13 protein-coding genes, 1 tRNA gene and 2 pseudogenes are annotated in these 15529 nt (G+C 68.4%); 6 read left to right on the forward strand and 10 right to left on the reverse strand.

Annotated features, from left to right (window positions below):
• The first annotated feature begins 24 nt into the window (after positions 1-24).
• Positions 25-753 (forward strand): hypothetical protein, encoded by a 729-nt coding sequence (locus tag QQM67_RS04250; protein ID WP_314172150.1) that lies wholly within the window; start codon positions 25-27, stop codon positions 751-753.
• Positions 754-910: 157 nt separating this feature from the next.
• Here QQM67_RS04250 and QQM67_RS04255 read toward each other — a convergent pair whose 3' ends face one another.
• Complete coding sequence (locus tag QQM67_RS04255) at positions 911-1036, reverse strand: hypothetical protein (RefSeq protein ID WP_314172251.1); 126 nt, start codon at positions 1034-1036, stop codon at positions 911-913.
• Positions 1037-1039: 3 nt separating this feature from the next.
• Between QQM67_RS04255 and QQM67_RS30760 the strand changes: the two are divergent.
• Positions 1040-1347 (forward strand): annotated as a pseudogene (locus tag QQM67_RS30760) (tyrosine-type recombinase/integrase); the annotation flags it as partial.
• Positions 1348-1557: 210 nt separating this feature from the next.
• A complete protein-coding gene (locus QQM67_RS04265; protein ID WP_314172152.1) occupies positions 1558-2367 on the forward strand; it encodes a hypothetical protein in 810 nt (269 codons plus the stop codon).
• 26 nt (positions 2368-2393) lie between these two features.
• Here QQM67_RS04265 and QQM67_RS30575 read toward each other — a convergent pair whose 3' ends face one another.
• Positions 2394-3014, reverse strand: coding sequence for a transposase family protein (locus QQM67_RS30575; RefSeq protein WP_449657447.1), 621 nt, complete (start codon positions 3012-3014; stop codon positions 2394-2396).
• Here QQM67_RS30575 and QQM67_RS04275 point away from each other — a divergent pair.
• Positions 2988-3080: pseudogene (locus QQM67_RS04275) on the forward strand (IS5/IS1182 family transposase); the annotation flags it as partial. The gene QQM67_RS30575 and the pseudogene QQM67_RS04275 sit on opposite strands and share 27 nt — an antisense overlap.
• Before the next feature lie 84 nt (positions 3081-3164).
• Here the strand turns inward: QQM67_RS04275 and QQM67_RS04280 are convergent.
• The 8 genes from QQM67_RS04280 to QQM67_RS04315 form a co-directional block, all read right to left on the reverse strand.
• Positions 3165-3235: transfer RNA gene (locus QQM67_RS04280), tRNA-Arg, on the reverse strand.
• A gap of 342 nt (positions 3236-3577) precedes the next feature.
• Positions 3578-4786, reverse strand: coding sequence for an IS701 family transposase (locus tag QQM67_RS04285; protein ID WP_314172153.1), 1209 nt, complete (start codon positions 4784-4786; stop codon positions 3578-3580).
• 187 nt (positions 4787-4973) lie between these two features.
• Positions 4974-6653, reverse strand: coding sequence for a thiol reductant ABC exporter subunit CydC (gene cydC, locus QQM67_RS04290; protein WP_314172154.1), 1680 nt, complete (start codon positions 6651-6653; stop codon positions 4974-4976).
• A gap of 169 nt (positions 6654-6822) precedes the next feature.
• Positions 6823-8214, reverse strand: a complete 1392-nt coding sequence (locus QQM67_RS04295) for an MmgE/PrpD family protein (protein ID WP_314172155.1) — start codon at positions 8212-8214, stop codon at positions 6823-6825.
• On the reverse strand, positions 8211-9350 hold the full coding sequence (gene solA, locus QQM67_RS04300; RefSeq protein ID WP_314172156.1) for an N-methyl-L-tryptophan oxidase: 1140 nt from the start codon (positions 9348-9350) through the stop codon (positions 8211-8213). The genes QQM67_RS04295 and solA overlap by 4 nt, the downstream gene beginning before the upstream one ends.
• Before the next feature lie 39 nt (positions 9351-9389).
• Complete coding sequence (locus QQM67_RS04305) at positions 9390-10595, reverse strand: metal-dependent hydrolase family protein (protein WP_314172157.1); 1206 nt, start codon at positions 10593-10595, stop codon at positions 9390-9392.
• Complete coding sequence (locus QQM67_RS04310; protein ID WP_314172158.1) at positions 10592-11974, reverse strand: MFS transporter; 1383 nt, start codon at positions 11972-11974, stop codon at positions 10592-10594. Before QQM67_RS04310 ends, QQM67_RS04305 begins: the two co-directional genes overlap by 4 nt.
• Positions 11975-12015: 41 nt before the next feature.
• Positions 12016-12639, reverse strand: a complete 624-nt coding sequence (locus QQM67_RS04315; RefSeq protein ID WP_314172159.1) for a helix-turn-helix domain-containing protein — start codon at positions 12637-12639, stop codon at positions 12016-12018.
• A gap of 60 nt (positions 12640-12699) precedes the next feature.
• Here QQM67_RS04315 and QQM67_RS04320 point away from each other — a divergent pair, with 60 nt between their 5' ends.
• Positions 12700-14232 carry an aldehyde dehydrogenase family protein gene (locus QQM67_RS04320; RefSeq protein WP_314172160.1) on the forward strand — a complete coding sequence of 511 codons (1533 nt, stop codon included), beginning with the start codon at positions 12700-12702 and terminating at the stop codon, positions 14230-14232.
• Positions 14229-15443: an L-2-hydroxyglutarate oxidase gene (gene lhgO, locus QQM67_RS04325; protein WP_314172161.1), complete on the forward strand. Its 1215-nt coding sequence runs from the start codon at positions 14229-14231 to the stop codon at positions 15441-15443. Before QQM67_RS04320 ends, lhgO begins: the two co-directional genes overlap by 4 nt.
• Positions 15444-15529: the final 86 nt, after the last annotated feature.

The raw sequence follows: 15529 nt of genomic DNA on the forward strand, positions 1-15529 counted from the left end.
CGCGCAGAAAGGAGAGGAGGACCCATGGTGAAGTCACCAGTCCGTACTCGTACCGGATCCGGCGCGAGCCGCAACCGCGCTGTCGCGGCCGCCGCCCGAGCGGCCACCAAGCGGGCCGAACGTGCGCGGGCCGAGGAGAGCGACGAGCCGCCCACGGTGACCGCCGAGGCGAAGGCACCGCGCGCGGAACCGTCACCGAAGGTGCGGCAGGCCGAGGGGACCGGAGAGCGCGCGGCGGGGCCGGAGCGGCGCGGGCACGGCGCGCGCATGGTATTGCTCGCCGCACTCGTCGTCGTGAGCCTGGTCTCGGCGGCGGTGTTCGGCTGGCTACAGCAGTCCGGCGAGGGCACGCGGGAAGCACGGGCCCAGGCCCTGGCCGCCGCCCGCAAGGCCGCCCCCGACATCCTCAGCTACCGCTACCAGCACCTGGGCCGCGACTTCGCGAAGGCCCGCACCCACCTCACAGGCGGCTTCCGCCAGGAGTACGCGAAGACGACCGAGAAGGTGGTCGGCCCGACCGCGAAGAAGTACAAGGGCGAGGTCACCGCCACGGTTGCCGAACCCCGCTCCGGCGGCACCCCGGCCGCCTCGGTGGTCTCGGCCTCCCAGGACCGGGTCGTCGTCCTGCTCTTCATGAACCAGATCACCAAGAACACCCAGGCCAAGAGCCCGCGAGTGGACCTCAACCGGGTCCGGATGACGATGGTGCCCACGGCAGGGGGCTGGAAGGTGAGCGCCGTGGACGCCCTCTGAACCGGTTGGCATGCCGAGCGCCACCGGAGGGTACGTGCTCGCGGTCCTCTGCGGTACTGAGCCGGTGGGGCAGGCCGGGAGGCGAAGTGCCGCCGCGGTGCTCACCGTTGGCGGCACGGTCTGGTGCGGAGGAGGGCGACTCCACACCCACGTCGGATCAGAACAGGCTGTGGAGGAGCTTGTTCGGCGAACCGGGCCTCGGGTCCTGGACCTTGCCGCTCGTGGTGTTGTTCAGGAGAGCGTCACGGACCTGGGCGGGGGAGGCGTTCGGGCGGGCGGCCACGCCCGGATCTTCGCCGGCGAGCGAGGAAACGTCGTCGCCTCATCGTCGTACTACAGGGTCTGGCGGCAGGCGCGGGAGCTGGCCCTCATGCCGGAACAGGTGTCATCGGTGCTGGCGGCCAAGCCCTACGACCTGCGGCACGCCTGCCTCTCCCAGCAACTCCGGTGTCCCTGCTCCGGAGGTTCGCCCGACCAGCAGGCCACTCGGTAGAGGTCCTGCTCAAGATCTACGCCAAGTGCATCGACGGCCAAGAGGCCGAGATGAACGACCGGATCATGCAAGGTCTGGGAGAGGAAGGAGCCGACGGCTAGGCGTTTTGGCCCGCCCGAGGCGTGGGCAGAACCTCACGGCCGTGGCTGGTGAAACCACGCCCAAGGGGAGGGGGAACGCGCCGAATCGGGAGGGCAGGAACGCCGTTACAGCTCGACGAGCGCTTGACTTGTTGTCGAACTTCGGAACAACCAAATGTGACTTAGACCAGCAGATTCACCCAATAGCAGTCGAGACCCATGGAGCATTGAATGCCACGCCATGACACGTCAGACGCACCAGTCTTCAGTCTGTACTACATCGCTATCGATACCGAGGCCGGCGTGACGCCGGAGCAATTCGAAGTCTTTGTTCGCCATAAAGGCGTGCACATCCCCTGCTACCCCGGATGGCGCTGGACGCTGCTGCGCGGCCTGCGTGGCGAACGAGCCGGCCAATACATGATGCTGTTCGAGATCGATGACGCCGGGCAGCGCGACCGCTACCTGGCGGCTGACGGCAATCAAACAGAATTGGCACGCCAGTTCTGGAACGATCGTCCCGAGGCCCGGAAGCTTGTCCGCGAATGGAGGAAATACGGCACATTCAGCGAATTGCCCACGATCTATACCGACTACCGCTTGCTGGCGGAAAACAAGAAAAGCACCGTCGCCGATGGGCCGCGTTATCAGGAGCGCGGCCCAGGAGAAGAACCTCTCGCCCGCGTGATCGGCATCCACAATCTCGCGCTGCGCCCCGACGTCCGGGCAGAGACCTTCGAAAGCTTCATCGCTGAAAATCATCATCGCATCGAGGACTATCCCGACTGGAAATTCCGCCTGCTGAAAGGCGAGCGCGGAAACCGGCTGGATCAGTATGTAGTGCTTATGGAGATTGCCAGCCTCGCGGCACTCCATGCGTTCTATCCTGATGCGGACATCGCGACTGCAGAGGCTGCCGCATTCGCCAAGGCCTATCGGGACACGAAGCAGATGTACGAGGAATGGAAGCAGCTGGCTTCGTTCTCCGGCTCACCGCAGATCTACACCGATTACCTGTCGGTGGCGGAAAGCCTGAGCTGACGCAAGTGAGGTGATCTCACCAACTTTCAGTTGGTCATGCCGTGTTCGAAATGGGTGAGTACAAGTGCGGCTTCGACGGTGTGGCTGATCTTGCGGGGGGGGGGTGACGTGTCGCAGGGCGCGCCAGCGGCCGGTGAGCAGGGCGAATCCGCTTCGCCGAGACATCGCAGGCTGCGGAGTAGGGTGTTGTAGGTTCGCGTGTCCACGTCGAGCACCTGACCGTCTGCTGGCAGCTTGACCGGTGTGAACACGCCGATTCCGGCTTCGTCGTAGCCGTTGTCGGCCGGGGTGGGCAGGGCGAGTTGAGAGGCGGCCCAGTACAAGGCGCCCAGAACGTGTTCGCGGGCGGCGGTCACGTCGTGTACTGAGCCGGGTCCGACATCGCTGACCCATGCTGGAAATCCAGTGGGCGTGGCCAGGGCTTGGATGTTGCCACCGTGCTGGCGGGCCTTCCGGAATACCAAAGGGTTGTGTGGGCAGTTGACCGCGCTCAGGAAGTCCTGTGGAGCGGGGAGTTCGCGCTTGCGCGGGTGAGGGTGCGCAGTGGGAGGACGAAGGGGACGCGGCCCACAAGGTAGAGGAGGCTGCTGCTGGGCCGGTGTTCGGCGATGGTGACCGTGAAGGCTCGGGTGTGGGCCAAGCTCCACCGCGTGATCCTGGACGATCTGGGCGGCCGCGGACAGCTCGACTGGACGCGCTGCGCGATCGACTCGGAGCCGCATCCGCCTGCACACGCAACAACGCCCCGCTTCCAGCATCCACGCTGGTCACAGGGCGTTTGGGCACTTCAGAAGGAGTACCCCCGGCAGGATTCGAACCTGCGCACACGGCTCCGGAGGCCGTCCGAGTCCCAGGAGTTTTCGCAGGTCAGAGTGTTAGGTGATGGAGTGTCAGCCTCCCGGTCCCACAAATAGCCCACAGCTCAGAACCTGCAAGATTTCAGTGGATTTGCGTGCTGTACCTACACATGGCCCTCGACGAGAAGGGTGCTCGTTTCGAGTGGCGCGTTCCGTAGTTGAGCAGTGAGCCCCTGCGAGGTGTCCCGCAAGAAGTGGGCGCTGCGAGGAAAGTGATGGAGATAATCCTTAGCGCCCGCCACCAATACCACGCAGCTAGTACTCCAGTGAGAGTTCGTGTCCTGGGCTGGTTCTTCTTTGATAGTGGCAGTGTCGGGCGGTGGCTTGGTGGTGTCTTCGCCAGTGGGACCAGTTCAGGGCGTGTTGGGTGGGGTCGTGGTGGGGTTTTGGGCGGGGAAGCAGAGCGTCCATGAGCCGTCGGACCTCTGCCACGGTGAGGGGGACAGTGCTGGTGGTGTCGTTTCTGCAGCCCCCTTTTCGTTGGTCTGAGCGGTGAGGGCGGCAAGGGTGGCGTGGACGAGCATGGCCAGGGTGATGTGCCGATACCAGCCCACGTAGCGGCGGACTTCGTACTGGTCCAGGCCGCATTCGTTCTTGGCGGCCTGGAAGGCTTCTTCGATCGCCCAGCGTGTGCCGGCAACGCGGACAAGGTCGCCGACCGTCGTCTCGTGGGGTGCGTAGGCCAGGAAGTACGCGATCTCCTGCGGGTGGGTGAGGCTGCGGCTGGCCAGAATCCACCGCCGGTGGGTGGGGTCATCGCCGTCGAAGACGTCGATGACCGGCAGGCGGGCCGCGGCCCAGTCATAGGCCCGTGGTCCCTTGGCACCGTCCCCGCACGAGCGACGCTCCCATGCCTGCTTTGGAGCGTCGGCGAAGGCCCGGTCGATGCGGGTGAAGGGGGCGGGCAGCTGCTGGGACTTGGGAACCGCCAGCACGTAGCTGACCCCGGCTTCCTCCAACGTGCGGCGCATGCGCCCTTCTTGGCCATAAGCACAATCGCCGGTCACCCAAGCGATGGGCAGGGGTGAGGCCAGCAGAACTCGCAGGATCATCGCGCGAGCCAGCTCACCCTTCGTGGCAAACCCGCGGGAGCTGGGGATACGCGCCGCCTGACACCGGCCCGGGTCCGTGGTCCAGGACTTCGGGAGATACAACTCCCGGTCCACCAGGGCCCGTCCACGGCTGGTCGCGTAGGCGGCGAACACCCCGATCTGGCAGTTTTCGGTGCGGCCGGCCGTGCCGGAATACTGCCGCTGGACACCGGCCGAGGTGGTCCCCTTCTTCAGGAAGCCGGTGTCATCCACCACCAGTACGCCGTCCTCGCAGCCGAGCCGGTCGGCGACGTAATGCTGTAGATCATCACGGACTCCGTCGGCATCCCAACGTGCGCCGTTGAGTAGGTGCTGGAAGCCAGCCGGCCCGTGATGACCTGCGTATTCGGCCAGTTGCCAGCCATTCTTCCGCTGCACAGGACCCATCAGGCTGCGGACGTACTCCCGCATCCGCCACCGCAGGTCCACCCGCGAACACCGACCCGCAACCCGCCCGAACGCCGTCTCCAACTCCGCGGCCTACAAGCCGGCTTCATCCGCCCCCACCATGCCCAGCACAACGAAACCAACCAGCCCAGGACACGAACTCTCACTGGAGTACTAGGTGACGACCTGTCAGCCGGGCTGGCCCACAAACAGCCCACGACCCGCAAAGCCACCGTCGGTATGCAGTCGGCCCGGCCTCGTCCCGCCGGGGTCATGGACACCGGCGGCGAGGAGCGCAGGAGTTGGAGGCTGTCGCCGATGACGTCGAGGGCGCGAGTTCCAGGTGACGGGTCGTGAGCTGTTCGGCGTCGAGGAGGTCGCGGTACGGGCCGGGGGCTGCGGACAGGTGGGTGTGGGGGCCGCGTTGGACGATGCGGCCGGAGTCCATGACGAGGATCTCGTCGGCATCGTCGAGGACGGTGAGGCGGTGGGTGACAAGGACGAGGGTTCCCCCTGTCGGGGAGGACAGGAGGCCGCTGGTGATGGCGTCTGCCGTCTGGGCGTCGAGTCCCTCGGTGGGTTCGTCGAGGAGCAGGATCTGCGGGTCTGCCAGGAACGCACGGGCCAGCAGGACGCGCTGGCGCTGGCCGCCGGAGAGCGTGGTCGGGCTGATCTCGGTATCCCAACGGGACGGGAGGGAGTCGACGAAGGCAAGGAGGTGGGCGCGGCGTGCGGCGGCCTCCAGGTCCGCGTCCGTGGCGTCGGGGCGGGCCAGCAGCAGGTTGGCGCGGATCGTTGCGGTGAAGATGTGCGCGTCCTGGGTGAGACCCCGGACGGCACGCCGCACATCCACCGGGTCATAGCGCCCCCAGTCGGCTCCGGCGAGGGTGAGCGCACCCGAGATCGGCAGCTCACCGCAGAGCGCCGCCAGCAACGAGCTTTTTCCCGCTCCGCTGGCACCCACCACAGCCACCCGACGCCCGCGTTCGATGTGCAGGTCGACACCGCACAGCGCCGGCCGGCCCCCGTAGTCGGCACGCACCCCGAGGAGCGCGATGCCGAGCGGCCCCGACGGCATCGCCAGCCGACCGTCCGCCCGGCCCGGGCACGCAGCGTCCTGCGGGGTCCCGGCCGGGCGGCGTGGGGGTGGAGGGGCAAGGAGCGCCGCGACTCGGCGTGCGGCGGGGGACGCTGCGGAGAGGTGGTGTGCCGCGGCGGTCAGCGGCAGGGCGGTCTCTACGGCGACCAGGGCTGTCAGGGTCAGCATCGCTGTGGTTACAGTGCCCTCGGCGCGGGCGGCGAGGAGCATGGCGAGAGCGGTTGCCGCTTGGACGATGATGCTGACCGCCGTGGCTGTGCCGGTGATCGCTGCGGCGCGGCGTTCGAGGCGGGCCAGGCGCTCCGCTGCTTCGGCGGCCGTGCCCATGGCTCGAGCGGTGGCGCCGAACGCGGCCAGGTCCTCGGCACCCTCGAGCACGTCCAGGCCGGCGAGTGTGAGCTTCGTGCGTGCCTCGGCGATGAGTGCCCCGGTCCTTCTGCTCGTGAGGTACACGGCGCCGGGCACCAGCAGGCCGGCGACGGTCAGGCCCGTCGCCAGCACGGCGCCCGCCGGTGGATGCACCGCGCTCACCAGGCCGAGGGCCGCCGCGCCGGTTGCGGGCGCGGCGAGCGCGGGCAGTGCACAGCGCAGGAGCAGGTCCTGCACCCCGTCGACGTCGGAGACCATGCGGGTCAGCACGTCCCCGTCCCGGACCGTTTCCCTTCGCTCAGCGACGGCGTCGAACACCCTTGTCCGCAGATCGGCCAGGACTCTCAACGCGGCGTCATGACCGGCGAGCCGCTCCCCGTAACGGAAGACTCCCTTGAAGATCGCGCACGCGCGCACGGCGACGACCGCCAGGGACAGCCCGATCGGGCCGACGAAGACCTCGGAGGTATCGGCCGCCATCATGAACAGGAGAATCAGGACCAGCCGTGCACCTCATCATCCGGACGGCGGCTCGCGCGAAAGTGTTTCCGGGCGGTGGCCGTACTGCGGTCAGAGACTCGGCACGAGGACGGACCGCAGTCCGTACCGACGCCCCTCCCGGCGATCTTTCCGCGAACTGAGCATGGCCGGGTCAGCCTGGGAGGATTGTGGTGAGGTCGGCGACGCGGTCGAGACGCAGGATTCCGTCGATGAGCTTTCGGGTCGCGGCAGGGTCCCAGGCACGTTCGACGAGGGCAGTGCACTTGGCCAACAGGTCGTCGTCGGTGAACGGATGCCCGGGGCTGCCCCATACCGGATCGGTCACCGTCGTCTCGACGACCTCGCCTGCGCGGAGGTGGCACACGACGCGCGATGGCATGTGCCCGGAGTGGAACGAGGCGTCCATCCCCTTGTCGTGATGGACGGTGATGCGGGCGGCCGTATCGAGGACCGTGGGGTCGGTGAGGTCGGGCTCGGTCAGTCCTCGTGACGGCGACCGTTCTGCGAGTTCCAGGGCGAGCAGGTACGGCAGGCTGAACTGGGCGTCGACGATGTCCTCCGGGGTTGGGTTCGTGAAGTTCGACGCCAGCTCGCGGAAGGTGTGCACCTCGATTCGCTCGATCTCCGAGAACGCGGGCAGGTCGGCGCGACGCCGCATCTGCCGGATGCAGTCGAGGGCGGAATGGGTCCAGCGGCACGACGCGTAGGGCTTGACCTGGGTTGCCCGGAGGCGGAATTCCCTGCCGAGGCCGGCGGTCAGAAGCTCGGTGTCGTACCGGTCCGAGCCCGCCATCATCCAGAATCCGTGATCGCCGTCCAGCACGGTGCGGCTGCTCCGGAAGCCGTCGCGGGCGAGCAGCGATCCGAGCACTCCGCCCATCGCGGCCCATCCGTAGTTGTTCTTCGTCCACGAGAGCGGCCGGTCCTCCGGCTCAAGGCCGATCTTGCGGACGCTGGGGACGGGAGCGTTGAATGCGGCCGCGCCGAGGGCATGTCGGGTGGTCTCCGTGTCGAGCCGGAGCAGGTTGGCGGTCGCGGCTGCGGCGCCAAGGGTCTGCCAGGGGGCGAACCCCCAGACTTGACGCAGTCGTTCCGGACTCGGGAAGGCTGCTTCGGCGACCCGGATCGGCACCTCGTATCCGACCGCGACCGCGGCGATGACGTCGCGCCCGTGGGCTGAGAGCTTCTCCGCCACGGCGAGCGACGGCGCGATGGCTGTGGCCCCGGGGTGGAGGAAGGTCTTGTAGGTGTCGTCGAAGTCGAGCGCGTTTGCGCAGGCCGCGTTGACGTAGGCCGCGGTCAGCAGGGAGGCTTGTTCGCCCGATCCGAGGATGCGCGCGGCCGGTTCGGCGCCGAGGTCGGAGAGGACGCCGCTCTGGATGCGGGAGGCTGCCGTGTGCAGGCCGCCCATGGAGTTGGCAACGCCGTCCAGGATCAGCCGCTTCAGGTGTTCGACGGTGTCGAAATCAAGGTTCTCGAAACGTGTCTCGGAGACGAACCGGGCGATCTCACCCGTCACATCGGGCGCGCCGCTGCCGATCACCGGTGGCCCCCGGTCGAGGCGAAACGCTCCGGTGCCATGAACGCGATCTCGGGAACGGCCTCACCGACGGCGAGGCGTGCGACCGCGTCCCCGACGGCGGGGGCGAACTTGAAGCCGCGTCCGGAGTAGGCGCCGGCGAGCACGATGTTCGGGGTCTGCGGGTGGTGTCCGGTGATTCCGTGACCGTCGCTGGAGTACAGGTCGGTGAAGCTCGCCGAGCGAACCGGATCCGGATGAAGCCCCGTGATGTGCGACCGCAACAGCTCGATCATGCTCGCGAGTTCGTCGGGCCCGTGCCGGCGTTCGAAACGGTCCGGGTCGTCGATGTCCGACGGCCGGAGCCCGCACACCTTCACTGATGCGTGGTCCGCGGTGGGGGCACCGTAGAGGAAGTCGCTCCCGCTCTGGCGGGTGAAGACAGGGAACACTTCAGGCTCGAAGTCCTGAATGTGCCTCGGAGCGAACCAGGACAGCAGAACCCGCTTGGGGCGCACGCTGCGTGCCAGGGCCGACGGCAACCACGAGGGAGCCCACGAGCCGAGGGCGAGGATCGCCGTCCGCACCTTCCACGTCGACCCCTCGGCCTCGATGACGACGCCGTCATGCCCCGGCTCGATACGTTCCACCCGGTGGTAGCGGAGGATCCGTGCACCCAGAGACTCAGCGCGGGCTGCCGCCACCACCACCGACTGCTCGCTCCTGAGGAATCCCGCCTCAGGATCGAAGTAGGCCGACTCGTCCTCAGCCAGGACATGTTGGGGATACCTGTCAGCCATCTCCGCCCGTCCCAGGGTCTGGAGTTCCAGGTTGTGGCTGCTCGCCGACTCGGCGACCTGCCGCATCGAAGTGTCCCGGAGGCGGCCGATGTTCAGGCCGCCGCACTGGACCAGCAGGTTGGTTGCCGACTGCCGGGACAACTCGCGCCACAGCCCGAGGGACTGCTTCAGAAGCGGCACGTACTGGGCGCCCTCCATGTAGGCGAGCCGGAACAGCCGGGTGTTCCCGCCGGCCGCACCCCGGTCGTGTCCCGGCGCGTACCGTTCGAAGCCGATGGCCTCCACGCCGCGCTCGGCGAGCCGCCACATGGCCATGCTGCCGATCGTTCCGACGCCGATCACAGCGACGTCTGCGTCCATCTCTACGCCCCTTCCCGGGACTTGATCGTCCTCCGAGCGTCACGCACCGTCGATGATCCGCCCGTCCAGCATCACCAGCGCCACGTCGCGGACGGCTTGGATCTCCGCCATGGGGTTGCCCCGCACGGCCACGAGGTCGGCGGCGTGTCCCTCGGTCAACTGGCCGACTCTGCCGCCGAGTCCGATCACTTCGGCTGCGGCTCCCGTCGCCGCGCGCAGGGCCTCGGCCGGTGAAAGACCTGCCTCAACCATGAGCCGCATCTCCTGCGCAACGGCCCCGTGAGGGTTTCCCGGGGCGCCGGAGTCGGTGCCCACGGCGATCGTGACGCCGTGCTCGGCGGCCACGCGGCAGGCCTCGAGCGACTTCGTCCGGATCTCCGCGGCCTTGGTGGTGATGGGCGAGTCGGGCTGGTCCGCGTAGGCGCTGTGTATCGCGTCGAAGACACACAACGTCGGGACCAGCGCGACGCCTTGTTCCCGCATCCGCCGCGCGGTGGGTGCGTCCAGCAGCGAGCCGTGCTCGATGCTGTCGACGCCCACGTCGAGCAGCATGCCGATCACCGCGGGCGAGTACGCGTGCGCCGCCACGCGGCAGCCCGCCTTGTGAGCCTCCTCGACCGCCACCTCCACCTCGGCGCGCGAGAGTTGGGGCTCCTCGGGGCGCTCGTTCTCCCCGTACACCCCGCCGGACGCTATGAGCTTGATCGCCCGGGCGCCGTGCTTGATCTCTGAACGGACGGCGGCGCGCACCGCGTCCGGTCCGTCGGCCTCGTGGCACAGGTACCAGCCGTGACCACCGGTCATGGCGATCGCCCGGCCGCAGGGGACCACGCGCGGCCCCGTCACGTCCCCCTCCGCGATGGCCTGGGCGAGCGGCACGGAAAGGGCACCGGTCGCCCCCAGATCGCGGACGGTCGTCTCTCCCGCTCGAAGATGCTGCATGGCGTGGGCGACGGCGCGGAGCACGGTCCGTTCCGGCGATTCCAGCGCCACCCGGTCCTGGGGAGCGGCGGAGGCATCCCACACGAGGTGCGTATGGGTGTCGATGAGACCCGGAAGCAGCGTGCAGTCGCCGAGGTCGATGTCGACCTGCGGCTGAGCCGCACTCGGGCCGCTCTCGACGTTCACGATCAGTCCGCCCTCAACGGTGACGACCGCTTCGGGGAGCTGCCTGCTCCCGTCGAAGGCACGGGCGGCTCGAACTGTGGTCCTGTCCACGGCGTCGGACGACCGCTGCATCGTCATCGGACTTCCTCCGAAGCGGTGAGCAGCGCGTCCTCCAGGCGCTTCGCGGCGCGGTACTCCCGGGGGAGCCACGACGCGACGACGGCGATCGCGATCAGCGTCACGGTCATGGCGTACACGGGCGCCGCGTAGGGCGTCTCGAACTTGTCGGCGAGGAACGTGGCGACGAAGGCGGCGGTGCCGGCGAACACCACGTAGGCAAGCCCGTAGGCGAGTGCCGACCCGCTGAAGCGGATCCTGGCGGGGAACAGCTCGACCTGGACGAGCGTGTAGGCGACCACGAGCAGGCCTTCGCACAGGGCGAGCAGCGACTGACCGAGGAGTGCGGTCGTCCAGGTGCCGTACTCGAAGAGCATGAACGCCGGGATGTTCATCAGGAGGAAGCCGACCATGCCGGCGAGCAGCATGCGCGGCGGGCCGACCCTGTACAGGTAGATGCCGACGACCGGGGCGAAGGCGGCCAGCACCAGCTCGGCGATCGCCGCCGTGCCGAGTGCGGCGGTGCCGGACATCCCTGAGTTCACCTGAAGGTGGTTCGGGATGTAGGAGAGCATCATGTAGTAGTTGACGCCCTGCGCCGCGGCGGCCCAGAAGAGGATCAGCACGGCCTTCGGGCGGGTGCGCAGCGCCTCGAGGACGGGCGCCCGGCTGATCTGCTTCGACTCCTCGGCACGCTTGAAGGCCTTGGTCTCGCTCAGCCTCAGCCTCATGTAGAGGCCCGAGAGCCCCAGCGGCAGCGAGATCAGGAACGGAACCCGCCAACCCCAGCCCTGCATCGCCTCCGGGCTGAGTACCGCGTTGAGGAGCACGCCGACGCCGGCGGCGCAGGCGATGCCAAGCCCGACAGTGGAGATGATCGAACTCGCGTAGAGGCCACGGCGGTTGTGGGGCGAGTGCTCGACGACGAACGTGGAAGCGCCGTTGAACTCGGCCCCCGCGGAGAGGCCCTGCGCGAGTCGGCAGACCACCAGCAGCACCGGCGCCCACAGACCTATCGAAGCCTGCGTCGGCAGCAGCCCGACGGCGGCGGTCGCCACCGTCATCAGCAGGATGATCGCGGAGAGCGTTCCCCGTCGCCCCAGCTTGTCGCCGAAGTGACCGAAGAGGACGCCGCCGAAGGGACGGGAGACGAACGCGACTCCCAGGATGGCGAAGGTGGCGAGCAGGTCCGTGACCTGGTCACCGCTGGCGAAGAACGCCGCGCCGATCTGAGGCGCCAGGAAGCCGTAGACGGCGAAGTCGTACCACTCCAGGAAGTTGCCGATGCTCGTGGCGGAGAGCACGCGCGACGCTTCGCGGGAGGGCGTGGGATCGGTCTGTTGGGTCTTCGCCGGCGCGGGTGCTACCGGTCGCGTCTGGTGGGCCTCGTCGGTGCTCATGGCATGTGTTCCCTCTCGGATGTACAGGGGGGCGGGCGTGATCAAGGGGCGCGCGGCGCCGGGTTACTGGATGATTCGGCGCGTTCGCCGGCAGCGAGGACGGGCGCGCACAGCCAGTGGACGCGTGAGCGCTCGTTGGTGTGATTGGAGATCCGGTGAGGTGTCTCCGATGTGTAGGAGATGCTGTCGCCGGCCTTGAGGATGTGGGGGTCGTCTCCAAGCTGGATGGTGACCTCGTGGTCGAGGACGACGACCGTCTCGATCAGCCCGGCGTGCGAGTACGGATCGCCGGTGTTGGCCGTCGGGTCGAACGTGGCGTCGTAGAGCGCGAGCGGGCTGTAACTGGACGGTGTGATCAGGTACTTCGTGATGCCCTCGCGTGTGACGAGCGGCTCGCGTGTCGCCATCCGCACTGGCCTGACGCCCGCGTCAGCGGAGGCGAAGAGATCCGACACGTGTATGTCGAGCACGTCGCACAGCCGTTGCAGCACGGCGACGCTCGCATTGCACTTACCGCGCTCCAGCTGGCTCACGAAGCTGGCGCTGACTCCGGCGGCGAGCGCGGTCTTTCGGACGGACAGGCGGCGTGCCTCCCGGAATGCCTGGAGGCGCGCGCCGACCTGGTGGGGACTGCCGTCACGGTCGATGGTGATCTCGGCGGACATCGGGTTCCTGGCTCCTCTCTCACTGGACAGGTGTTCAGTGCGGCTGTACGTTACGACAGCATGAAGGACATCACAAGAGCCTTGCTCCCATCAATCGAGCAAGGCAGGAATCCACGAACCGGAAGCGTGACCTGCACAGTTGCGGTGACGCCCCCGGAGCGGGTGGAAAAGGCTCTCGCTGCGGCGAGCGCTGCCGCTCGCGCCGTCGGCTCGTTGAGCCCGAACTCCCGGGCCCGTTGGCTGCGTGAGATCGCGGACGCGCTGGAGGAGCCGGACACGGCCACTGATCTGATCGCCACCGCCGACCAGGAGACGGCGCTGGGTGAGACTCGGCTCGCCGGAGAACTGGCGCGCACCGCAGAGCAGTTGCGCTTCTACGCCCAGGTCGCGTGCGAGGGCTCCTACCTCGGGGCGACGATCGACCGTGCGACAGCAGCCGCGCCCAGCCTGGCCCGCACACGTATTCCGCTCGGCCCCGTCGCGGTTTTCGGCGCCAGCAACTTCCCTTTTGCCTTTGGAGTATTGGGCAACGACACCGCCTCCGCGCTCGCGGCCGGGTGCCCTGTCGTGGTGAAAGGCCATCCGGCACACCCGGGGCTCAGCGCACGGCTCGCCGACCTCGCCGCACGCGTCCTGGAGCGGGTCGGGGCGCCGGACGGTACCTTCGCGCTCGTCACCGGTTTCGAGTGCGGCGCCGACCTGGTGCGGTCGGAACATATATCCGCGGTGGCCTTCACCGGCTCGCAGCAGGGTGGCCAGCACCTCTGGCGGCTCGCCAACGAGCGTGAGGTGGTGATCCCCGTGTTCGCCGAGATGGGAACCGTGAACCCGGTGGTCCTCACCCCGGCCGGCGCCGCGCGCAAGGCTGAAGTCGCCGCTGGCTTCGTCGAGTCGTTCACCGGCGGCGCCGGCCAGTTCTGTACGAAGCCCGGTCTGCTCTTCGCGCCGTCCGGGTCGGAATTCGCTGCCGACGCGGCGCGTGCGCTCGGGAGTTGCGCACCCCGAGCGTGGTGCCTGACCGAGAACATCGCCGCCTCGGCAACTACCGGCGTGACCGAGCTGGTCGAGGCCGGGGCGATCGTCGTCTCACAGGTGGCGGGCCCCGCGCACGGCTGGTCGGTCGCGTCGACCCTGCTGGCCGCACCGATCGGCGCCGTGCGGCCAGGCAGTCGCCTCCTCGCGGAGTGCTTCGGACCGGTCGCGCTGGTGGTCGAGTACGACGACATGCCACAACTGCTCACAGTGGTGACCGGCCTTCAGGGAGCCCTGGCCGCCTGCGTGATGTCGGGCGGTGAGCGGGACTCCGACGTCGGCCCTCTGCTCGAAGCCGTCACGCCTCTGGTCGGCCGGGTCGTGGTCGACGGATGGCCGACCGGCGTCGCCACCGCATGGGGACAGCAGCACGGCGGGCCCTGGCCGGCAACCACGGTGCCCGCGTCGACCTCGATCGGCGCGGCCGCCCTCGACCGGTTCACCCGGCCCGTCACCTACCAGGGGGCACCCGATGCCGCGCTGCCCCCGCCGGTGCAGTCGGGGAACCCCTGGTCTCTGCCCCGACGCGTGGACGGAGTGGTGGAGGTGGGAGGCCGGTGAGCCACACGAAGAAGCGTGCAGCCGTCGTCGGTGGCGGCATCGTCGGAGTGTCGGTCGCCCGCCAACTCGCCCGGGAGGCCGATGGGTTCGAGGTCACCCTGTTCGAGAAGGAGGACCGGCTGGCCGCCCACCAGACGGGACACAACAGCGGTGTCGTGCACGCCGGTCTCTATTACGAGCCGGGGAGCCTCAAGGCCACCCTCTGCAGGAGGGGAGTCGGCCTGCTGCGAGAGGCTGTGCGGGAGCACCGGATCCCCTACGAGGAGTGCGGCAAGATCGTCGTCGCACTCGACGAGAAACAAGCATCCCGCCTCGACGACATCCACAGCCGAGCCGTAGCCAACGGTGTCCCAGGCGTTCGCTTGATCGACCGTGACGAGATCACCCAACTCGAGCCGCACGCGCAGGGAATCCGTGCACTGCACTCGCCGCACACCGCGATCGTCGACTACGCGGCGCTCACGGCCGCGCTGTCGGAGGATCTCCGCGCGGCCGGTGGCTCCGTACGGCTTGGCGAAGAGGTCACGGCCCTGGAGCGGCACAAACGAGCGGTCCGCCTCACGGCAGGCTCACTGACCGAGGAGTTCGATCTCGTGATCGCCTGCGCCGGTCTCCACTCCGACCGCCTGGCACGTACGGCAGGGGAACCCGACGAGCCGCGGATCGTGCCCTTCTACGGCGATTACTTCCTGATGCACGCGAGTAAAAGCCATCTGGTCAACGGGCTCATCTATCCGGTGCCCGACCCCCGCTACCCGTTCCTGGGTGTCCACCTCACCAAGCGGATCGACGGCGCAGTTCTGTTGGGCCCCAACGCCTTTCTGTCATCCGGACGGGAGGTCTACGAAGGCCGGCGGTTCGTTCCCCGAGACGTGCGGGAAGCCCTCGGGTTCGCCGGATTCTGGCGGTTCGCAGCCCGCAATCTCCCGGCGGCCGTCCGCGAGGCGCGTACCGCCCTCAGCTCGCGGCGCTTCGTCGCCGAGGCGCGGAAGTACGTTCCGGCCCTCGCTCACCACGACGTCACGCGCGGGCCGCGGGGCATCCGCGCACAGGCGATGGACGGCCGCGGCGCCCTGGTCGACGACTTCGTCATTTCGGGGACCGAGCACATGGTGCATGTGCGCAACGCGCCGTCACCGGGAGCGACTTCGGCACTCGCCATCGCCGAGCACATCGTCAGCACGTCTCTCCAGCATCACGCCAACTCGTGAGGTTGTGCGGTCTGTTGAGCTCGCGGTGCTACGACGTCACTGCCCGGGGAGGTTCTGCCGAACCCTCGTGCACCGACACGGTCGGC

Origin of the sequence: Streptomyces winkii, from assembly GCF_032248595.1 — a bacterium.
Classification (GTDB): domain Bacteria; phylum Actinomycetota; class Actinomycetes; order Streptomycetales; family Streptomycetaceae; genus Streptomyces; species Streptomyces winkii.